This window comes from Bradyrhizobium sp. STM 3557 (genome assembly GCF_045571465.1).
Taxonomy (GTDB): Bacteria; Pseudomonadota; Alphaproteobacteria; order Rhizobiales; family Xanthobacteraceae; genus Bradyrhizobium.
The window spans coordinates 5,679,270-5,699,421 of record NZ_CP120697.1 but is presented as its reverse complement, the minus strand read 5'-3'; the positions used below and the strand labels follow the sequence as shown (position 1 = coordinate 5,699,421).

The 20,152-nt window shown below is 64.9% G+C and carries 16 protein-coding genes, 1 pseudogene and 1 riboswitch; of the genes and pseudogenes, 5 read left to right on the top strand and 12 right to left on the bottom strand.

Annotated features, from left to right (window positions below):
- Positions 1-15 precede the first annotated feature (15 nt).
- Genes P6U24_RS26315 through P6U24_RS26305 form a run of 3 tightly spaced genes read right to left on the bottom strand, consistent with a single transcriptional unit; the run spans position 16 to position 4,264 of the window.
- Entirely contained in the window at positions 16-939 is a 924-nt protein-coding gene (locus P6U24_RS26315) for an FAD binding domain-containing protein (protein ID WP_407155370.1), read from the bottom strand.
- Positions 936-3,623 (bottom strand): molybdopterin-dependent oxidoreductase, encoded by a 2,688-nt coding sequence (locus P6U24_RS26310; RefSeq protein WP_407155369.1) that lies wholly within the window; start codon positions 3,621-3,623, stop codon positions 936-938. The genes P6U24_RS26315 and P6U24_RS26310 overlap by 4 nt, the downstream gene beginning before the upstream one ends.
- Positions 3,620-4,264: a TetR/AcrR family transcriptional regulator gene (locus P6U24_RS26305; RefSeq protein WP_407155368.1), complete on the bottom strand. Its 645-nt coding sequence runs from the start codon at positions 4,262-4,264 to the stop codon at positions 3,620-3,622. The genes P6U24_RS26310 and P6U24_RS26305 overlap by 4 nt, the downstream gene beginning before the upstream one ends.
- Positions 4,265-4,485: 221 nt before the next feature.
- On the opposite strand from P6U24_RS26305, the pseudogene P6U24_RS26300 reads away from it, so the two are divergent.
- The 3 genes and pseudogenes from P6U24_RS26300 to P6U24_RS26290 all read left to right on the top strand — a co-directional run.
- Positions 4,486-5,802: pseudogene (locus P6U24_RS26300) on the top strand (tetratricopeptide repeat protein); the annotation flags it as partial.
- A gap of 24 nt (positions 5,803-5,826) precedes the next feature.
- The gene (locus P6U24_RS26295) at positions 5,827-6,768 is read left to right on the top strand and encodes a glycosyltransferase family 9 protein (RefSeq protein ID WP_407160585.1); all 942 of its coding nucleotides are present in this window, start codon (positions 5,827-5,829) and stop codon (positions 6,766-6,768) included.
- A gap of 199 nt (positions 6,769-6,967) precedes the next feature.
- Positions 6,968-7,180: riboswitch (cobalamin riboswitch) on the top strand.
- 79 nt (positions 7,181-7,259) lie between these two features.
- Entirely contained in the window at positions 7,260-8,315 is a 1,056-nt protein-coding gene (locus tag P6U24_RS26290) for a HoxN/HupN/NixA family nickel/cobalt transporter (RefSeq protein WP_407155367.1), read from the top strand.
- Positions 8,316-8,339: 24 nt separating this feature from the next.
- Here P6U24_RS26290 and P6U24_RS26285 read toward each other — a convergent pair whose 3' ends face one another.
- From P6U24_RS26285 to rpe, 3 genes are read right to left on the bottom strand one after another with little or no spacing between them, the layout of a single operon-like run.
- Complete coding sequence (locus tag P6U24_RS26285; RefSeq protein ID WP_407155366.1) at positions 8,340-9,170, bottom strand: bifunctional allantoicase/(S)-ureidoglycine aminohydrolase; 831 nt, start codon at positions 9,168-9,170, stop codon at positions 8,340-8,342.
- 29 nt (positions 9,171-9,199) lie between these two features.
- The gene (locus P6U24_RS26280) at positions 9,200-9,685 is read right to left on the bottom strand and encodes an ureidoglycolate lyase (RefSeq protein ID WP_407155365.1); all 486 of its coding nucleotides are present in this window, start codon (positions 9,683-9,685) and stop codon (positions 9,200-9,202) included.
- Positions 9,686-9,694: 9 nt separating this feature from the next.
- Positions 9,695-10,396: a ribulose-phosphate 3-epimerase gene (rpe, locus tag P6U24_RS26275; protein ID WP_407155364.1), complete on the bottom strand. Its 702-nt coding sequence runs from the start codon at positions 10,394-10,396 to the stop codon at positions 9,695-9,697.
- A 235-nt stretch (positions 10,397-10,631) separates the two neighbouring features.
- Here rpe and P6U24_RS26270 point away from each other — a divergent pair, with 235 nt between their 5' ends.
- Positions 10,632-11,336, top strand: a complete 705-nt coding sequence (locus P6U24_RS26270; RefSeq protein WP_407155363.1) for an EF-hand domain-containing protein — start codon at positions 10,632-10,634, stop codon at positions 11,334-11,336.
- Positions 11,337-11,344: 8 nt separating this feature from the next.
- Here the strand turns inward: P6U24_RS26270 and P6U24_RS26265 are convergent, their stop codons facing one another.
- Together P6U24_RS26265 and P6U24_RS26260 are read right to left on the bottom strand one after the other, a co-directional pair.
- A complete protein-coding gene (locus P6U24_RS26265) occupies positions 11,345-12,343 on the bottom strand; it encodes a P1 family peptidase (protein WP_407155362.1) in 999 nt (332 codons plus the stop codon).
- A gap of 63 nt (positions 12,344-12,406) precedes the next feature.
- Positions 12,407-15,166, bottom strand: a complete 2,760-nt coding sequence (locus tag P6U24_RS26260) for a PAS domain S-box protein (RefSeq protein WP_407155361.1) — start codon at positions 15,164-15,166, stop codon at positions 12,407-12,409.
- Between the two features lie 241 nt (positions 15,167-15,407).
- Between P6U24_RS26260 and P6U24_RS26255 the strand changes: the two genes are divergently transcribed.
- Entirely contained in the window at positions 15,408-15,800 is a 393-nt protein-coding gene (locus P6U24_RS26255) for a response regulator transcription factor (protein WP_407155360.1), read from the top strand.
- Between the two features lie 154 nt (positions 15,801-15,954).
- Here P6U24_RS26255 and P6U24_RS26250 read toward each other — a convergent pair whose 3' ends face one another.
- The 4 genes from P6U24_RS26250 to livM form a co-directional block, all read right to left on the bottom strand.
- Positions 15,955-17,073: a branched-chain amino acid ABC transporter substrate-binding protein gene (locus P6U24_RS26250; protein ID WP_407155359.1), complete on the bottom strand. Its 1,119-nt coding sequence runs from the start codon at positions 17,071-17,073 to the stop codon at positions 15,955-15,957.
- Positions 17,074-17,226: 153 nt separating this feature from the next.
- Complete coding sequence (locus P6U24_RS26245) at positions 17,227-17,982, bottom strand: ABC transporter ATP-binding protein (protein ID WP_407160584.1); 756 nt, start codon at positions 17,980-17,982, stop codon at positions 17,227-17,229.
- Entirely contained in the window at positions 17,982-18,815 is an 834-nt protein-coding gene (locus P6U24_RS26240; RefSeq protein ID WP_407155358.1) for an ABC transporter ATP-binding protein, read from the bottom strand. The genes P6U24_RS26245 and P6U24_RS26240 overlap by 1 nt, the downstream gene beginning before the upstream one ends.
- Positions 18,812-20,140, bottom strand: a complete 1,329-nt coding sequence (livM, locus tag P6U24_RS26235) for a high-affinity branched-chain amino acid ABC transporter permease LivM (RefSeq protein ID WP_407155357.1) — start codon at positions 20,138-20,140, stop codon at positions 18,812-18,814. The genes P6U24_RS26240 and livM overlap by 4 nt, the downstream gene beginning before the upstream one ends.
- Positions 20,141-20,152: the final 12 nt, after the last annotated feature.

Here is a 20,152-nt window from a genome sequence, read left to right as displayed (position 1 = left end):
TGCTAGTCCAGCGGATTAATACGCACCCTCGGCCGCAAGCTGCTCCAGCAGATCGCGCATCAGACCTTCGAGGAGATCCAGCTTGTAGTGCGTCATTGCCAGCGGCTTGGCACCTGACCTGGCTTGCTTCGCAGCTTCCGCGATCGTTGCCGCGTTAGCGTCATGACCCTGCAGCGCTGTTTCGCACGCCATCAGTCGCAGCGGCACCGGCGCGATACCACCTGCGACCAGGCGCACGAACTGGAACTTGCCATCGGCGATCACCGTGCGCGCGCAGAGCTCGACCAGCGGCCATTCGGCGTGCGCGCGGCCGATCGCGCGCTTGTAGGCGGCGTTCTCGCCAGATCGCGGGGGCGGCAAGACGATCCGGGTAATCATTTCGCCAGGCGCGAGCGTGTGGTCTCGTCGTCCGTCGGAGCCGTCGCCAAGCAGCGCGGCGATGGTCACGCCATCGCGCCGATTGGTGACGATGTGCGCATCGTAAGCCAGCAACGCCGCAGCCATCGTCGAGGGATGCGGCGCGACGCAGTCGCCGAGGTCGAAGGCGACGCCATACAGATGATTGCCGGTGCGCGCGGGGCAGAGATCGCCGCCTTTCTTCAGACACGCGATGTGCGGATTGCGGAAATACCAGCAGCGGGAGCGCTGGGCGAGGTTGCCGCCGAGTGTAGCCAGACGCCGGATCTGCGGCGTGGCGAGGCCTTCGGCGCTGGCCGCGATCCCGGGATAGGCCGCGGCCATGCGCTCATCCGTTGCAATCGCGGCGATCGTCGTCAGTGCGCCGATGGCGGCCGCGCCATCCGCGCCCCACGATATCCCGCTGTCGGCCGAGCCGATGATGTCGATCAGCGATCCCCTGGAGATGCCGCTGCGCCGGCGCTCGGACAGATCGGTGCCGGCCGCGCGGAATTCCGGCACGCTCACGGATGCGATGGTCATGCCGCGTCTCTCCCTTTCAATGCAGCAACCAGCCGGTCCGGGCGGAACGGAATTTCGGTCGGGCGAATGCCGATTGCATTGTGGATCGCATTCGCGATTGCGGCTGATGTCGGCACGGTCGCGACCTCGCCGATGCCGACGCTGCCGCCCGGCACGTGATCGAAACCGGCCTCGTCGAAATGCACGTCGAGTCGCGGCATGTCGGCGATGCCGGGAATGCGGTAGTCCTCCATGCCGGCGCTCAGCACGTGTCCTGTCACTGGGTCGGTTTCGCGGGTTTCATAGAGCGCGTAACCGATGCCCTGGATCAGCGCGCCGGCGGCCTGGCTCCGCGCCAGGGCAGGGGCCGCGAGCTTGCCGATCGCAAGCCCGACATGGGCGTTGAGCACCCGCACCTTGCCGAGCCAGGTATCGACCTCGACTTCGACGACCTGCACCGAGCTCGGCACGCCCGCGCCGACCGCCATCTTGTTGATGAACCGAAGCACCCAGCCGAACACCAAACCGATGAAGCCTGCCTCCCGCAACGCTGGTCTGATACCGGGCGGCGGTTTGCCGTCCTTCGGACGCTTCGCGGATACAACGAGGTCGGGAGCGGACGCGATCAGTTCGCGCCACGGCGCATTCGAGCCGGGAAGCGGTGGTCGCGGCGCGGTCCGCTGAATCTCCGTCTTCAGCTTCTCGACCGCGAGCAATGTCGGCGGCACGATCGAGGCCGTGACGCGGCTGCCGCCGGAGCCTGGCCCTTGCGGCAGGTTCGAGTGTCCGATCCGGACCTCGATATCCTGCGGCTCGAGGTCGAACGCCTTCGCGACCGTGCTCGCGATCACGCTGCGCGTGCCGGTGCCGATGTCCTGCACCGCGCAGCTCGCGACGATGCGGCCGCCCTTGATTGCAAGCTCGACCGATGAGCCGTGCTGCCAGAGATAGAGCCAATAGCCGGTCGCGACGCCGACGCCGCGCCGGTAGCGGCCGCTCTGCATTGAGGCCGGCTTGCGATTGCGCCAGACGTCCAGGCCCGCGGCCCAGTCATAGAGCCGCTGCCGGTTGGGATCAGGGTCCCACCGCTTGCGCAGTTCGATCGGATCGATGTTCATCCGCAGCGCCGCTTCGTCGATCGCCTGCTCCAGCGCGAACGCCATCGGCGGTCCGCCAGGACCTCGGAATGGCGCGCCCGGCGGCAGATTGCTGAGCACGTCGAAGTCGACGAGCTCCTTCGCTTCCGCCGGATAGATCAGCCGCGCAAGACCTGCGATCAATGAGTTCACCCCGGTGCCGGTGTCGGCATGGGCGGTCAGCGACAGCGCCTTGAGCGCGCCTTGCTTTGATGGCAGCAGTGCGATCTGCAATTCCGCGGCAGGACGATAGCCGGTCACCGACAGCTCTTCCTCGCGATCGAAGGCGACGCGTACGGGAGCCTTGGCGGCGCGCGCGAGCTCGATGGCCGCGATGGTCTCCATGCCAAGGCTGCCCTTGGAGCCGAAGCCGCCGCCGACGTGATCGGCGATGACGCGGACCTTGTCGCGGGCGAGATCATAGCGCTTGGCGATCTTCTCCATCATGTCATGCACGGCTTGCGTGGAGATGTGCACCGTCAACTGGTCGCCATCGAACCGCGCCACCGCGGCATGCGGCTCGAGACACGCGTGCTGCTGCGTCGGAACGCGAAAGGTTTGCTCCACGAGAAGCGGGTTGCGCGCGGCGCGTGCCTGCGCGAGCCAGTCCTTGGCGCGCTTGGCCTTTTGCGAGAACATCGCGGAAGGTCCGCGAACGTTTCCCTTCCATGGCGCCGGGCCGCCGCCGCCCTCGGCCAGATTGTGCGCGCGCTTGCGGTCTTTCCGCTCGAACACGATCGGCGCGTCCTCGCGCCGTGCCGCATCGAGGCCGACCACTGCCGGCAGCGCGTCGCAATCGAATTTGATGGCTGCGATCGCGTCCAGCGCGGTGCGGCGATCCTTGGCCGCGACCGCTGCGATCGGTGCGCCGACAAAGCGAACGACGTTGTCTTCGGACAGCAGCGAGACGGCTGCGGCAACGCCGGCAACGGCGCGCGCGGGCGAAAGATCGAGATTCCTGATCCGTGCATGTGCGACCGGTGCGCGCAGGATGACGCCCTCGAGCTGCCCGTCATGATGAATGTCAACCGTGTAGCGCGCCAGGCCGGTCACCTTGTCGCGCGCCTCCAAACGCGGCGCGTTCGGATCAAAGCCGTCAAACCGTCCGGCACAGGCGTCGGCGACCGCGCGATGGATCCCTTCATAAGCGCCGCATCGGCACAGATGACCTGACAGCGCAGCCGCGATCTCTTCGCGCGTTGGAACGGCCGTCCCGCGCGATGCACGCCAATGGTCGTGAAAAGCGGCGGCCTCGACCACGAATCCCGGCGTGCAGAAGCCGCATTGAAGCGCATCAAGCGCCATGAACGCCCGCTGGACCGGGTGCAATCCCGCGCTTCCGAGTCCCTCGATCGTCGTCACCCTCTTTCCCGCGGCCGCACTCGCCGGAAGCAGGCAGCTCACCACCGGTTCGCCGTCCAGCAGCACCGTGCAGGCGCCGCACACGCCCGATCCGCAGACGAGCTTTGTCCCGGTCAGATCCAAGTGATCGCGGATGACGTCGATCAGAAGTGCATCCTGGTCATCGGGAAGCGGCTCGGATCGCCCGTTGATCGTCATCACCTTCATTTCCGATCTCCTGTTTCACGCGATGACCTGCCCGCCGGCGCTTGCGCCAGCGCGCCGGCGATCAGCATTCGCAGCATCATGGCGAGCTGCTTCAGGAAGGCATCGACCGGCTGCATCGACGGATAGGCGGATTTGGTGCCGTGGATCGCCATCTCGACGCAGCGGGCGAGATCTTCTGTTGTCACGCCTCGCGCGAGCTTCAGCTTTCGCCCGCGGCAGACCCGCGCGATCGTAGCGGCGACCTCCTCGCCGAAGCGGGCAGAGTAGGTCTGGTAGAGGTCGCGCGACTGCGCAAGGTGCTCCGAGAGCAGCTCCTCCAGATGGGGCGAGCCCTGCAGTTCGGCGAACAGAACGCGCAGCCGCGCCGTGACCTCGGCGATGACAATGTCCGCAAGCTCACGGCCAGCCGCTTCCGCGGCTCGCGCCGCCTCGATCTCGGCCGCGAGGGCGCGCTCGTAGAACCGCGCGATGGCGCCGCGAAACAGGGCCTCCTTGGACGGGAAGTGATGATAGAGCGCCTGCCGCGTCAGGCCGGCCTCCTCAGCAGCCTGCTCGATCGTGGAGCGCCGAAACCCCTGGCGGCGGAATACCCGCATGGCGGCGTCGAGAATGCGGTCCTCGGGGTTCTCTCTGGCTTGCATTTGTCAAATTTGACATATGAGACATAAACGTCAAATCACGGGTTGATGAAGTCGCCGCCGATCCGCTGCTGCGGCGCATCGCGGCGATTTCTGGCGCGCCGATTTTCGGCGCGCCGTCATCGCGCGGTGATGGGACCGCGTCGCCGCAATACATCGCCTGATTCCGCGGGAGCGACCGTTCAAGCCTAACCTGAGGTAGGCAGAGAACCCGAAGTGACACAATGGGTGTAACGGTTGAGCTGATGTTGCGTAAGGCGGCCGAACATTGCGCAAGCGGCCGGCCCGACTGCGGCGGTGCGCTATGCGCCGATATCTTGAACCTGCAACCCGACTACATTCCCGCCTTGCATCTGGCTGCCGTCATCGCTTTCTCCAGTGGTCGCATGGTTGACGGGACGGCGCTGCTGGAAAAGGTCTTCGTCCTTGATCAGAACTACGTTCCAGCGCTCGTTACGCTCGGTGATGCATTGGCGGTGAAGGGCGAGTGCGACGGCGCCGCGTCGACCTTTCAACGCGCGGTGAATCTGCGGCCGCTCGACATCGGCCTGCGTGCCAAGCTCGGCGCGGCATTGGTGGATGCGGCACGGTTCAACGATGCGGCTTCGATCTATCAATCCGCGCTGCAACTTGATCCCGATGACGTCCCGATCCGCTTCAAGCTTGCGATTTGTTTTGACGCGGCTGGCCGCCTCGCCGAGGCGGAGGAAAGCTATCGCGCAGTGCTTGCGCGTGATCCGGCGCACCAGGTCAGTTGGCTCAGACTCGGCAATTTACTCGCCGGCCGGCACCAATTCGATGACGCCATTGCGTCGTATCGTCGAGTTCTGGCCGGCGATCCTGGCAATCTCGATGCGAACGGTGGAATCGGCGAAGCGCTATATCGGTGCCGCAGGCTGGATGATGCGATCATCCATTACCGCAAAGTGGTGGAGTTGGCTCCGGGCGATGCTCATGCGCTACGAAGACTGGCGCTTATCCTGCACGAGGCGCGCCGCGTTCAAGACGCCGTCCATGCCTACTTGCGACTGATAGAGCTCAATTTCGCCGATGTCGAGATCTACAACAATCTCTGCGCCTGCCTGATCGCTCTCGGGCAGCTCGATGCAGCGAGCGCGGCCGCCAAATGCGCGCTCCAGCTCAATCCAGCCTTTGCCAAGGCACATACCAATCTCGGCGTAATCCTGGAGCATCAGAACCAGACCGAGGCGGCGATTGCCCACTATCGTGCGGCAATCGCCGCCGATCCGGACGATGCGAACGGTTATGGCAACCTCGCGGTAGCGTTGCACAATCTGGGTGACCTCGATGAGGCGCTTGCAGTCTCGCAGCGCGCCGTCGCGCTTGCGCCGGAGCATGCTCTGCTCCACGCCAATCTCGCAGGTATTCTCCACGCAAAGGGTGACCTCGACGCGGCACTTGCAGTTTCGCGCCAGGCCATTGCATTTGCGTCGGAACATCCTCTGCTTCACATCAATCTGGTCGGCATCCTTGAGACCAAGGGCGACCTCGACGAGGCGCTGGCGGTCTCGCAGCGTGCCGTTGCGCTCGCGCCAGAGCACCCGTTGGCGCACGTCAATCATTCGCTTCTCCTGCTGCTTTCCGGAGATCTCAAGAACGGCTTTGCCACCTATTGCCGTTGGCGCGGACTTGTCGAGAGTGAGCATAGGATCATCGGTCCGGAATGGCAGGGCGACTCGTTCGTTGGTCGCACGCTGCTGTTGTACTCGGAACAAGGTGTCGGCGATGCCCTGCAGTTCATCCGCTATCTCCCGATGGTTGCGGCGAAGGGCGGGACGATCGTGTTGCAGGTCCAGCCCGCCCTCGTCTCGCTGTTGCGTGGGCTCCAAGGCGTGTCTGTCATTCGTCGCGGCGCGGCGCTGCCGCGGTTCGATCTGCAGCTGCCGCTGATGCATCTGCCACATGTGTTCGGCACGACGCTGGATTCGATACCGGCCGAAATACCCTATCTGCATGCCGATCCGGAAAAGGTCGAGACTTGGCGTCGTGCGGTGGGCGACGTCGATGCGTTGAAGGTCGGAGTTGTTTGGGCCGGAAGCCCCACGCACAAAGGCGACCGGCATCGTTCCATGTCAGCAGACGCGATACTACCGGCCCTCATTATGCCGGGCGTGCAGCTCTACAGCCTGCAGAAGGAGCCGCGCGCGGCAGATCTGCCGGTGCTGGCTCGGCTTCAGTCCAACGTCATCGACCTTGCGCCGGAGCTAGGCGACTTCGCCGATACGGCCGCCGCCATCTCCGCGCTCGATCTCGTCATCGCGGTCGATACCTCGGTCGCGCATCTGGCAGGCGCTATGGGCCGCCCGACCTGGACCATGTTGCCCTATGCGCCCGATTGGCGCTGGCTGCGCGATCGCGAGGACACGCCCTGGTATCCCGGCATGCGGCTGTTTCGTCAGCAGGCGCCGCAGGCGTGGTCTGGCGTCATTGCCCGAGTATCCGCAGAACTCGCGGAGGTCGCTACTGGCAGGCGTAGTCTGGCCTGACTGCTCGGCCCTACATCGATGCGGCTGGGAGGCTGGTGTGTTGCGGCAAAGTCAGATTGCAAGCGCGATGCGATGACCGAGGCGGACACACTTCTGAAATGCTGAAGCGGCATGAGTGCACTCATGCAAAGCGATGACTTTGCACTGGCGATCGGAATGCGCGTCCATCGGCAGGGGATTGACACGTCCGCCGTTTGATTGAACATGGCGGCGTTCAGGTGCGCCGGTCGGAGGATCGGCGCATGGGAATGCGGTGAGGCGAGATCGAAGGGGTCTGCCAAGTCCGCAACTGCGCCCGCAACTGTAAGCGGTGAGTTCCTTCCACGATGCCACTGGACGCGCGTGTCCGGGAAGGCGGACCAGGAGCGTCGACCCGCGAGTCAGGAGACCGACCTGAACAGTCATCCAGCCGGTGTGCGGTGCGCGCCCCGGGGCGGCTTCCGCTGCGATGGCGCTCTCGACAGGTTTTCGCGGACGGAAGGATCGCCTGCATGCTCGCTCATCTGAGGAACGCGATTGACGACCACTCAGCCGATTCGCGCCCGCGGATCATCGCGCTCTATGTGTTTCTGATCCTGCTCAATGCCGGGGCCTGGACCTGGGCCGTGGTGGCGCTGTCGGACCGGCCGGCGCTGCTCGGCACGGCACTGCTCGCCTATGTGCTCGGCCTGCGGCACGCGGTCGATGCCGACCACATCGCGACCATCGACAACGTGGTGCGCAAGCTGATGCAGGACGGCAAGCGTCCGCTCGCAGTCGGGCTGTTCTTTGCGTTCGGGCATTCGTTTTCGATTGTGATCGCGGTTGCGGCGATCGCTGCCGCGGCCTTCGCGTTGCAGGGCCGGTTCCAGGAGTATCGGGCCATCGGCAGCATCATCGGCACCGGCACCTCGGCGTTCTTCCTGCTCGCCATTGCGGTCATCAATCTCATCATCCTGCGCAGCGTCTGGCGCAATTTCAAACGCGCGCGGCGGGGCGACGATGTCGAACAGCGGGAGCTCGACATGCTGCTGTCAGGACGCGGCCTGCTACCCCGCATGCTGCGGCCGCTGTTCCGGATGGTCACCGCGAGCTGGCAGATGTTTGCGATCGGGCTGTTGTTCGGCCTCGGATTCGATACCGCGACCGAGATCAGCCTGTTCAGCGTGGCGGCGGGCCAAGCCTCCGGCGGGATGAGCTTCGGTACGGTGATGATCTTCCCGGCGCTGTTCACGGCCGGCATGACCTTGATCGACACCACCGACAGCGTGCTGATGGTCGGCGCCTATGGCTGGGCGTTCCTCAATCCGATCCGCAAGCTCTGGTACAATCTGACGATCACGGCGATCTCGGTCGTGGTCGCGGTGCTGATCGGCGGCATCGAGGCGCTCGGCCTGATCGTGAATAAGCTCGCGCTCGAAGGCCCGTTCTGGGACCGGATTTCCGGCCTCAACGAGAGCCTCGCCAATTTCGGTTATCTTGTTGTCGGCGTGTTCCTGGCGAGCTGGGTGATCTCGTTCGCGATCTATCGGTGGCAGGGTTTGGAACGGCCGGTGACGACGGCCTGACCTCTCCACGCGTCGTTCGGCGTCTTACCGGAACGGCCGCAAATTCATGTGCCGGTTGGCGTCCTTGTAGAGCAGATAGCGGAAGCGGCCGGGGCCGCCGGCGTAGCAGGCCTGCGGGCAGAACGCCCGCAGCCACATGAAGTCGCCGGCCTCGACCTCGACCCAGTCGCGGTTGAGCCTGTAGACCGCCTTGCCCTCGAGCACGTAGAGCCCGTGCTCCATTACATGGGTCTCGAGGAACGGGATCACCGCCCCCGGCTCGAAGGTGACGATATTGACATGCATGTCGTGGCGGACGTCGAGCGGATCGACAAAACGCGTGGTGGCCCAACGCCCGTCGGTGTCGGGCATGGCCACCGGTTTGACATCGGTCTCGTTGGTGACGAACGCGTCCGGCACCGCAATGCCCGGCACGGCCTGATAGGCCTTGCGGATCCAGTGGAAGGTCGCCGGCGCCGCGCCGTCATTGCACAGCGTCCAGCCGCTGGCCGGTGGAAGGAAGGCGTAGCCGCCAGCGCCCATGCGATGCGACGTGCCACCGAGCGTCAGCGTGATCTCGCCGCCGACCACGAACAGCACGCCCTCGGCGCCGTCATCCGGCTCCGGTTTGTCGCTGCCGCCGCCCGGCGCGACCTCCATGATATATTGCGAGAAGGTCTCGGCGAAGCCGGAGAGCGGCCGTGCGATCACCCAGACGCGCGTCTTGTCCCAGAACGGCAGTGCCGAGGTGACGATGTCGCGCATCACGCCCTTGGGGATCACGGCATAGGCCTCGGTGAATACGGCCCGGCCGGTCAGCAGGTCGGTCTGCGGCGGGTGGCCGCCGCGCGGAACGAAGTAGTCGGGCTTATCCATGCTTGATCTCCAGGGCGCGCGCCGTTGCGTCACGCCATCATCAACGACATCGGTTGATCCAGCCAGATTTCTTCGAGATTGTCCTGACCGATGCGGTCGACGACCAGGAAGCGCTCGCCGTCGCCGAGCACGAGCAGCGGATGATGCCAGACGTCGCGGGCGTAGTTGACGCCCTGGCGGCCGCTGGCCGTGAAGGCGCGATAGCTCGAAAGATCATGCGGGTTCGTGCAGACCACGACCAGCCAGGGCTTGTCCTGCAGCGGCATGAACAACTGGCTGCCGAGCGGATGACGCTCCATCAGCAAAATCTCGATTGGCTGCGGGCGCGGTCTCGCCTCGAACAGGCTGATGTTGACCGCAGCGCCGCCTGAGGTGATGTCGATATTGGCGAGTGCATTCCAGCGGCTGGCAAAGCCCTGGTTGATCTCGATTCCCGCGGTGCCGTCGGTCTCGACGACATCGCCGAAGGGAGCGAAGGCCAGCTTGGTCAAAGGCTCCGGCGTGAGCGCGCGCATCGGACTATCTTAGATCGCCTCGCCGCGGGCCTGCGCTGCCGCATTGCGAATCGCGGAGATATTGCCCCGGTAGGACTCCATGGTGCCGCCCTTGAACACGGCCGAGCCCGCGACGAAAGCATTGGCGCCGGCCGCGGCCAGGGGACCCGCAACGTCCGGGCCGACGCCGCCATCGACCTCGATGTCGATCGGCCGGCCCGCGAGAATCGCGCGCAGGTCCTGGATCTTGCCGAGAGCAGCAGGAATGAACGCCTGGCCGCCGAAGCCCGGGTTGACCGACATGATCAGCACGAGATCGATCATATCGAGCACGTATTCGATCACGTTCAGCGGCGTCGACGGATTGAGCGAGACGCCGGCCTTCTTGCCGAGCGCGCGGATCGCCTGGAGCGAGCGATGCAGATGCGGGCCGGCCTCGGCATGGACGGTGATGTGATCGCAGCCGGCTTTCGCGAAGGCTTCGAGATAGGGATCGCAGGGCGAGATCATCAGATGCGCGTCGAAGATCTTCTTGGTGTGCGGACGCAGCGCCTTGATCACGTCAGGGCCGTAGGAAATGTTGGGCACGAAATGCCCGTCCATCACGTCGAGATGGATCCAGTCGGCGCCGGCCGCATCGACCGCGCGCACTTCATCGCCGAGCTTGGAGAAGTCGGAGGCGAGGATCGAGGGCGCAATCACGAGAGGACGCGGCGTGAATGACGAGGTCATGGGCGCAGTTTCCGGATCGGGTGGGGAGGTCAGGCCGTAACATGCAGGCTCCGATCCGGCAACGAAGCGAGGGAAAAATCTGCCGCAGGCGGCACGAAATGCCGGGACGGCCGGTCGGCGCTTTCAGAAAAAGCAATGATATTTCAAGCGCTTTCACATTGGCACGCAGCTTGCGATGGGCTTTTCGGCAAATATCTCGCCGCCGGCCCTCGGCGGCATCGGGCGGAGTTCTGTCATGTGGTTTGCGCTTGGTGCAGCATCCTCGATCCTCGACGGGCTGCAATCCCTTGGCTCCTCGAAATCGACGTCGGGCCAGTCGGGTGCCGGGTCGGCGTCCAACCTGTTCGATTTCCTCGGCGGTTCCAATTCGAAAGCCGGAGCCTCCATGTCCACGCCGGCGTCCTCTGGCACGAATGCGGGCGCGCAGATCGCGCCGCAGACCATGAGCGCGCTGATTTCAGCGCAGAGCGATGCGAGCTCGGTGGGCACCGCGTCGGCGAGCCAGAATACGAGCTACACCGACCCGCTGCAGGACCTGTTCGCGCAGATCGACGGCAATGGCGACGGCCAGATCAGCAAATCCGAGTTCGAGAGCGCGCTCGGCGCCGGCGGCACCAATCTCGCCCAGGCCGACGATGTCTTCAGCAAGCTCGACAAGAACGGTGACGGCAGCGTCGGCCTCGATGAGATGAAATCGGCGCTGCAGGGCGCAGGTCACCATCACGGCCATCATCATCAGGTCGCCGACGCATCGAACTCCGGCAACTCGGGCACGAGCACGAGCCCGGATGGTTCGACGAGCAGCGATCCCCTGCTGCAGGCGATGTCCGGCGCATCGAACTCGGCGACGTCGTCCTACAATCTGATCGAGAAGCTGTTCCAGCACGAGGCGAACGCGCTGTCGAACCCTGCCGGAGCGACCACCTCGATCACCGCATAGAGAACGCGCTACTTGCCGAACCGGTCCTGCCACGCCGGGAGCGCGCCGGCAAAGGGCAGGGCGGTGGCGTGATAGACGCCGCGGCCAATTGCCCGGGCCAGGACGTTGGCGGCGACCATGCCGAGCTCGCTCAAGCCGACCAGCGGCTCGATCGGCTTGACGCCGGTCGCAGCCGCAAACACCACGTCGCCATCGAGCGGCAGATGCACCGGATAGATCGCGCGCGCCATCCCGGTCTGGGCAACGATCGCCAGCCGCTTCGCCTGCGCCTTGGTCAGGACGGCGTCCGTGATGACGACGGCAAGCGAGGTGTTCTCGATAGGCGTCGCGGCTGATCCGCCCTTGATCCGCATCGCCAGCATGTCCGGCGTGAATGCCGCCGGCAGGCCGCGACCGCCGAACTCGCCCCCAACTTCGAACGGCGCCGCCCAGAACCAGGGACCATCACCGACCGTGACGCTGCCGACCGCATTGACCACGACGAGCGCGGCGACCTTGATGCCATCCGCAGTCATGGCTGACGCCGCGCCGAGTCCGCCCTTGAGCGTCGCCGTGGTGGCGCCCATGCCTGCGCCCACGCTGCCGAGGGCGAACTCCGTGCTGGCGACCGCCGCCGCCTGATAGCCGAGATCGCGATAGGGCGGGAAGCGGCCCCAGGCCTTGTCGCCGCCATTCAGGAGATCGAACGCCACAGCGCCCGGCACGATCGGCACGCGCGCCTCGCCGACCGCGAAGCCGCGGCCCTGCTCGGCGAGCCAGGCCTGGACGCCGCCGCCGGCATCGAGGCCGAGCGCCGAGCCGCCGGACAGCGTGATCGCGTCAATGCGCTCCACCGTGTTGACGGGATCGAGCAGGGCGTCATCGCGCACGCCCGGACCGCCACCGCGGATGTCGAGCGCGGCTATGGCCGGGTGGTCGAACAGGACGGCTGTGACACCCGAAGCGAGCCTGGCGTCATCGGCATGGCCGACGCGGACGCCCTCGATGTCGGTCAGCAGGTTCTTCACGGGATCGATCCGTCGGACTGAGCTGCACGTTCTCCTGATCGATATATCAGCGCCGCCGGCTACTCAACGGCCGAGCGCGATCCGGATCATCCGGGCGAGCTCGTGCTTGCGATAGGGCTTGGCGAGCAGCAGCACGCCGGCATCGAGCCGGCCCTGATGCACCACCGCGTCCTCGGTGTAGCCGGAGGTGAACAGTGTCTTCAGCGACGGCCGCCGCTGCCGCGCGGCCTCGGCGAGCTGCGCCCCGTTCATCGCGCCCGGCATGATGACATCGGTGAACAAGAGATCGATATCGGGATTGCCATCGATGATCTCCAGTGCCTCGGCGGCGTTGGCGGCCGACAAAGTCGCATAACCAAGGCTCCTGACCTGGGCCACGACATGTCTGCGCACCAGGGCGTCGTCCTCGACGATCAGGATCGTCTCCTCGCCGCCCTTCAAATCATGCGCCGCTGTTGCCGCAGTCTCCGGCCGCTTCTCCTCCCGTGAGCGCGGCAAATAGAGTTTGACGCAGGTGCCCTGGCCGACCTCGCTGTAGATCACGACGTGGCCGCCCGACTGCTTGACGAAGCCGAACACCATGGAGAGGCCGAGCCCGGTGCCCTTGCCGACGCCCTTGGTCGAGAAAAAGGGATCGAAGACCTTCTGCAGATAAGCGGGCGGAATGCCGGCGCCGGTGTCGCTGACCGCGATCATCACATAGTCGCCGGCGAGGACCTCGGTGTTGGCATGCGCGTAGTCCTCGTCGAGCGACACGTTACGGGTTTCGATCGTAAGCTTGCCGCCCTCGGGCATGGCATCGCGCGCATTCAGCGCCAAGTTGAGGATCGCGGTGGTGAGCTGGTTTGGATCGACCAGCGCGGCCCAGGCATCGTCGCTGAGCCTGGCCGACACCTCGATGTGCTCGCCGAGCGTTGGACGCAGCAGCTTGGCCGCCTCCGCGACCAACGCATTGACGTCGAGATCGACCGGCTGCAGCGGTTGCTTGCGGGCAAAGGCCAGCAATTGCTGCGTCAATTGCGCACCCCGCGTGACAGATTCGTCGATGAGCCTGGCGATGCCCGCGAGTTCGGGCTTGTCGGCGACCGCGTCGGCCAGGATGCCGATCGAGCCGGTGATCACGGTGAGAATGTTGTTGAAGTCATGGGCGATGCCGCCGGTGAGCTGTCCGATCGCCTCCATCTTCTGCGCCTGGCGGGCCTGGGCCTCATTGGCGCGCTTCTCCGTCTGGTCGCGACCGATGAGGAAATAACGTTGCACAGGCTCCGACCAGCTCGCCATCCAGTTCAGGACGACGGCATGGCCGTCCTTGTGCAGCAACTGCACCTCGTGGCTGCGCATCTGCCGGCCCTGCCGCGCAGCGCGCATCTCGCTGCGGGCGCGATCGAGATCGGCAGGATGGGTGAACTCGGCGGCGTTACGTCCGATCATCTCATCAGAACGATAACCAAGGATCGCAAGCGAGCTCGGGCTGACCTGGACGAGCTGGCCAGTGGGATCCGTGACCAGGATCAGATCCTGCGAGGTCTCGAACACACGCTGCCGTTCCTCGATCTCGCGGCTGAGCGCGCGCTGCGTCCGTCTGCTCTCGGTGACGTCGCGCACCACCTTGGAAGCTCCGACCACGGCGCCATCAGCGGCATGGATCGGCGAGATGGTCGATGAGACCTCGAGCAGCCGCCCGTCCCGGCGCTTTCGCACCGTCTCGCGCTGCTCGATCATTTGGTTGCGGCGAAGCTTGGAAAGATTGTCCTCCACCTCGGCAAGGCGCTCGGGCGGGACGATCAGCGAGATGTGCTGCCCGACCGCATCGGCTGCCAGATAGCCGAACAGCTGCTCAGCAGCCTGATTCCATGAGGTGATGGTGCCGTCGAGCGTCATCGTGAGGATGGCATCGCTCGAGGACTCCACCACCGCGCTGAACAGGCGCTCGCGCTCGCCGTGCCGCTCGCGGAGCTGGTGGAGCAGGCGCGACAGCTTGACCTGCATCCCGACATTGTCGACCAGAAGAATGGCCAGCACGATGCTCGCTGCGCAAAGCGCAAAGACCCGACCGGCGTAATAGCCGACGTCGAACGGGGCAATATTGAAGATCGTGGTCAGTCCGATGTCGAACAACCAAGTGATCAATCCGACCATCAGCCAGACATCGAGCACGCTGCGCGGCCGCCGCATCCACAGCACGAGCAGCGTCGCCACTGTGAGGATCGCAATCAGCGCCATCGCGGGCGTGAGGAAGGAGCTATTCGATCTGTCACCGAGGATCAGCGCCGGAAGCAGATCGTGCCTGACGACGACGATCCATGTCAGGAGGGCAACCGTGATTAGCACGGCCGCACCGCTGACGAGAATCGCGCGTGCCGTCGATCCGCCGACTCGGTTGCCGTCGTGGTCCTTGGAAAGCCCGTAGGCCAGCGTGAACGAAGGAAAGCCCGCATGCCAGATCATGTAGAGCCAGGCGACGCTTTGCGGTCCGGCACCGAACGGATCGGCCTGGGTGAATAGGCCGAGAAACGCCAGCGTATGAAGCAGCACGACTGCGGCGGTGAACAGGTAGCCACAGGCGAGCAGCAGTAGCGCGCGCGACTTCAGAAGCGCAAATTGCGAGAACAGCAGGACCGCGGTGATGAAGCCGTTGATCGCAAGCGCGGACTGATAGCCCGAGATCAACGCCGGCACGCGAGCGAGCTTGACACCGGCGAAAGGCAGCGTGATCGCGAAGGCGGCCGATGCTGCCCCGACCGCCGCAAGCACGGCGATCCAGTCGCGGCGCGTCGGCTGCGCGGTCGAAAGAAAGATGCTGCGGTCGTCGTTCGCCTGCATGTCCAGTTCCCGCGCGCCGGCCGCGACGTCCGCGGGAACCCGGCAGGCCGGTTGCAAATAACAAATAGGAAGCACCTCAGATCAATCAGAGGTTACATGGTACCAATTCGCCGCAGATGGCCTGCAGCAGTGGGATGAATGCAGTAACCGCCCTTTTACTGCCTCATCGGAATAATAACTCGTAGTTGTACCGAATCCCTTTTTCCGTTGCAGGCTGTCCATAGAAAAAGTGAGGCTTCTCATGCCGCGCATTCTCGTGGTTGACGATCAGAAGGACGTCCGCGCCATGATCTGCATGGTGCTGCGGGTGAATCACTTCGATGTCGTCGAGGCGGCCAGCGCCGAAGCGGGCCTCAAGGCATTCGGCGAGGCGCATTTCGACGCGGCCATCATCGACATTTTCCTGGAGGACGCGAGCGGCCTCGAGCTCATCGCGCGTTTGCGTGAGCGAGTTCCCGACGTTCCGGTGATAGCGGTGTCCGGCATGGCGGCCTTCGACGGTACGGCGAGGTCGGATGATCTGACGCGTGTGGTCTACTTGCAGAAGCCGTTCCGCCCCGCTGAGCTGATGGGTGCAATCGCCTCCGCGCGTGCTGCTGTGCAGGCGCCTGAAGTCGAGCGCGCCGGGGTTTAGCTCCGGCGGCCTCGCGCTGCGACGGCAACACGGCAACAAAAACGCCCCGGCATGCCGGGGCGTTTGGGGATCGAGAGGCGGGGAGGCCGATCGTCTGTCTCCGCCGCCGGGATGATTTGTCCGATATCCGTGCCGGATATCAGGAGCACTTGGATCAAGAGCCTTTGGGATTGAGCTCGGCGTAGTTGCCGTTGGCGTCCCACTTGTAGACCACGTAGTCGAGCTGCTTGATGTCGCCCTTGGCGTCATATTCGAGCTTGCCGATCACGGTGTCCCAGGAACCGGCCTTGATGGCGTCCATCACCTTTTTCGGATCGGTGGTGCCGGCCTTCTTCGCCGCCTGCGACCAGACCTGGATCGCGGCGTAGGTGTAAAGGGTATAGCCCTCCGGATCGATGTTCTTGGCCTTGAACTTTTCGACGATCGATGCGGCGGTCGGCTTCTTGCGCGGGTCGGGGCCGAAGGTGAAGAGCGTGCCTTCGCCGGCAGGACCGGTGATGGAGGCATATTCCTTGTCCGCCATCGCATCGCCCGCCATCAGGATCGTCTTCAGGCCCTGATCACGCATCTGGCGCAGGATCAGGCCGGCTTCCTGATGATAGCCGCCGACATAGACGAGATCGATGTTCTCGCGTTTCAACCGCGATACGATCGCGTTGAAGTCCTTGTCGCCCTTGTTGTAGCTCTCGTAGAGCTTCTCGGTCACGCCAGCCTTGTTGAGTGCCTTCTTGGTCTCGTCGGCAAGACCCTTGCCGTAAGTGGTCTTGTCGTTGAGGATCGCGATGTTCTTGCCTTTGAAGTTCTTCGCGATGTAGGCGGCCGCGACCGCACCCTGCTGATCGTCACGACCGCAGACGCGGGCGACGTTCCACAGCTTGCGCTCGGTGAACAGCGGGTTGGTCGACGCCGGCGTGATCTGCAGCACGTTGCCGTCGGCATAGGCTTCCGACGCCGGGATCGACGACGAGGAGCAATAGTGACCAGCGACGAACGGAATGCCGGCGCCCGCGATCTTCTCGGCGACCGAGCGCGCTTGCTTCGGATCGCAAGCGTCGTCTTCGCTGTCGAGCGCGAGCTTCTTACCGAGCACGCCGCCGGAGGCGTTGAGCTGCTCGACGGCCATTTCGGCGCCGTTCTTCATCTGCCGTCCAAAAGCGGATTCGGTGCCGGTCATGGGACCAGCCACCGCGATGGTGATGTCGTCCGCCAGTGCCGCAGTCGAGAGCGCCACGGTTGCGCCCAGAGCCAAGCCGATGAGTTTGAGTGGTTTCATGAGAAATCCCCGATGGTGATCGACACGGACGATCCGGCGGACCGGATCGTCAGAGCGAGCGCATTGTGGCTGATTTTACCGCGAAGTCACCGGCAATTTTCGGGCAAATGACGGGCGTAACCCGGTATTCGCTCGCATCGGGTGCGGCGCATGTCAGCCGTGGCGGCCACCTTCGAGATAGGCGGCGCGAATTTCCGGGCGCTGCAGCAGTTCCGCGCCGGAGCCGGCAAGCGTGATCAGCCCGTTGACCAGCACATAGCCGCGATGGGCGAGCTTCAGCGCATGGTTGGCGTTCTGCTCGACGATCAGCACGGTCAGACCGTCCTGCTTGTTCAGGGTGCGGATCGCGTCAAAAATCTGGCGGGCGATCAGCGGCGCCAGCCCGAGCGACGGCTCATCCAAAAGTAGCAGGCGTGGGCGGCTCATCAGCGCGCGCCCGATCGCCAGCATCTGCTGCTCGCCGCCCGAGAGGGTGCCGCCGCGCTGCTCCATGCGCTCCTTGAGCCGCGGAAACAGCGCAAACACCCGCTCCAGGCTGCCGGCGCGCTCGGCCTCGCTGGTATCGGTGGCGTCCGCGCCCATCTGCAGATTTTCGGCGACGCTCATCCGCGGGAAGATCCGCCGGCCTTCCGGTGATTGCGCGATCTTAAGCCGCGCGATCTGATGGGTCGGCACCCGCGTGATGTCGGCGCCGTCATACAGGATCTGGCCGGCGCTGGCGCGCGGCCGGCCGAAGATCGTCATCATCAGCGTCGATTTGCCGGCGCCGTTGGCGCCGATCAGGGCGACGATCTCGCCGGATTTGATCTCGAGATCGACGCCCTTGAGCGCTTCGATCTTGCCATAGGCAGCGCGCAGGTTGCGGATCGCGAGCAGAGGGAAGGTGGGACCCTTGTTGTTCGGCGCGATCACGTCCCGCTCTCCATTACCGCGAGCGCTTCCTCCTCATCGGCGCCCAGATAGGCCGCGATGACCTTGGGATCGTCGCGCACCGCATTGGGCGTGCCCTCGGCGATCTTGACGCCATAATCCATCACAATGACGCGGTCGGAAATCTCCATCACCACGCTCATGTCGTGCTCGATCAGGAGGATCGAGGTGCCGTGCTCGGCGCGGATCGAAAGCAAGAGCTCGCTCAAGCTCGCGCTCTCGCGCGCATTGAGGCCGGCCGCCGGCTCGTCGAGGCAAAGCAGAGCGGGCTCTGTGCACATCGCGCGCGCGATCTCGAGCCTGCGCTGGTCGCCATAGGCGAAGTTGCCCGCGGCCTCGTCGGCACGGTCGAGCAGGCCGACCCGCTTCAGCCAGAAGGTCGCCGCCGCGATCGCTCGCTTCTCCGCGCTCTTGTAGGATGGCGCGCCAAGCAGCCCTAAGAACGTGAAGCCGGAGGCGCGCATCAGCGCATTGTGCTGCGCGACCATCAGGTTCTCGAGCGCCGTCATGCCGGGAAACAGGCGGATGTTCTGGAAGGTGCGCGCGACCTTGGCCTGCTTGGAGATCTTGAAGTCGTTCAGCGTCTGCAACTGATACTGGCTGTCATCGACATGGGTCAGACGGATCGCGCCCGAGGTCGGTTTGTAGAAGCCGGTGATGCAGTTGAAGACCGTGGTCTTGCCGGCGCCGTTGGGGCCGATCAGCGCGGTGATCTGCTGCCGCTGCGCCTCGAACGACAGGTCGTTGACGGCCACGATGCCGCCGAAGCGCATGATCAGATGCTCGACGGCGAGAATGGGGGACGCACTCATCCGTGGCCTTCCTTGACGAGGTCTGAGGAGATCGCCTCGGCTTTCTTGAGGAAGACCGTGGGGGCGCGGTGGCCGATGATGCCGCGCGGACGCCAGATCATCAGCAGCACCATGGCAAGTCCGAACACCAGCATGCGGTAGGTCTCGAGGCTGCGGAACAGTTCGAAGCCGCCGATCATCGCCAATGCCGCAAGGGCGACGCCGAGTTGTGAGCCCATGCCGCCGAGCACGACGATCGCAAGCACCAGCGCCGATTCCTGGAAGGTGAAGGATTCCGGACTGATGAAGCCCTGTCGTGTCGCGAAGAAGGCACCGGCGAAGCCGCCGAACATGGCGCCGGTCGCGAATGCCGTGAGCTTGGTGGTGGTGATGTTGATGCCGAGCGCGCGGCAGGCGATCTCGTCTTCGCGCAGGGCTTCCCAGGCGCGTCCGATCGGCAGCCGCCGCAGGCGAATGGTCACCCAGTTGGTGAGCAGCGCAAGCGCCAGGATCAAATAGAACAGGAAGACGATGCGGTGGGTCGCGGAAAACGGGATGCCGAGTTTGGCGGCGAGCCCGTCGGGACCAGGCGTCAGCGGAATGCCGAACAGGCTCGGACGGGGAATCCCGGAGAGGCCGTTCGGGCCGCCGGTCAGGCTCTGCCAGTTGAGGATGACGAGGCGGATGATCTCGCCGAAGGCCAGCGTCACGATGGCGAGATAGTCGCCGCGCAGCCGCAGCACGGGGAAGCCGAGCAGCACGCCCCAGAAGGCGGCGAGGATGCCGGCCAGCGGCAGGCAGACCCAGAACGACAGGCCGAAGGTGGTCGAGAGCAGGCCGTAGGAATATGCGCCGACCGCGTAGAAGGCGACATAGCCGAGGTCGAGCAGCCCGGCGAGGCCGACCACGACGTTGAGGCCCCAGCCCAGCATCACATAGGTCAGCACCAGGATCGCGAGATCGAGAATGTAGCGCTGATTGTAGAAGATCACCGGCACCAGCAGCGTGAAGACCAGCAGCGCTGGGGCGAGGAAGGGGCCGGCAACCGCGACGCCCTGCTGTATCGGCTTTGGAATGAGACGGGCGGTGCCGCCGCGGGGGCCGAGCCAGCGCCGGAACAGCTCGACCGCGATCGAGCCGACGAACACCGCGCCGACCAGCATCGCGAGCTCGTTGAAGCGGGTCCAGAATACCAGTTGTCCAGTCGGGCCCGCTTCGGTGCGGATCCCGACCATCAGCGAGAACAGGCCGAGCGCAACCAAGGCGCTGAGGAAAGCCTTCTTGAGGATGAACGCCACACCTGTCGGCTGGCTTTCGTTTGTGGATCCGGGAAAAGACGCGCTCACGCGAGACCGCCG

Excerpts from the sequence above, each read along its gene's own strand:
- P6U24_RS26315 (WP_407155370.1), bottom strand. The coding sequence starts at position 939 with ATGACCATCGCATCCGTGAGCGTGCCGGAATTCCGCGCGGCCGGCACC.
- P6U24_RS26310 (WP_407155369.1), bottom strand. The coding sequence starts at position 3,623 with ATGAAGGTGATGACGATCAACGGGCGATCCGAGCCGCTTCCCGATGAC.
- P6U24_RS26305 (WP_407155368.1), bottom strand. The coding sequence starts at position 4,264 with ATGCAAGCCAGAGAGAACCCCGAGGACCGCATTCTCGACGCCGCCATG.
- P6U24_RS26290 (WP_407155367.1), top strand. The coding sequence starts at position 7,260 with ATGCTCGCTCATCTGAGGAACGCGATTGACGACCACTCAGCCGATTCG.
- P6U24_RS26285 (WP_407155366.1), bottom strand. The coding sequence starts at position 9,170 with ATGGATAAGCCCGACTACTTCGTTCCGCGCGGCGGCCACCCGCCGCAG.
- P6U24_RS26280 (WP_407155365.1), bottom strand. The coding sequence starts at position 9,685 with ATGCGCGCGCTCACGCCGGAGCCTTTGACCAAGCTGGCCTTCGCTCCC.
- rpe (WP_407155364.1), bottom strand. The coding sequence starts at position 10,396 with ATGACCTCGTCATTCACGCCGCGTCCTCTCGTGATTGCGCCCTCGATC.
- P6U24_RS26270 (WP_407155363.1), top strand. The coding sequence starts at position 10,632 with ATGTGGTTTGCGCTTGGTGCAGCATCCTCGATCCTCGACGGGCTGCAA.
- P6U24_RS26260 (WP_407155361.1), bottom strand. The coding sequence starts at position 15,166 with ATGCAGGCGAACGACGACCGCAGCATCTTTCTTTCGACCGCGCAGCCG.
- P6U24_RS26255 (WP_407155360.1), top strand. The coding sequence starts at position 15,408 with ATGCCGCGCATTCTCGTGGTTGACGATCAGAAGGACGTCCGCGCCATG.
- P6U24_RS26250 (WP_407155359.1), bottom strand. The coding sequence starts at position 17,073 with ATGAAACCACTCAAACTCATCGGCTTGGCTCTGGGCGCAACCGTGGCG.
- P6U24_RS26240 (WP_407155358.1), bottom strand. The coding sequence starts at position 18,815 with ATGAGTGCGTCCCCCATTCTCGCCGTCGAGCATCTGATCATGCGCTTC.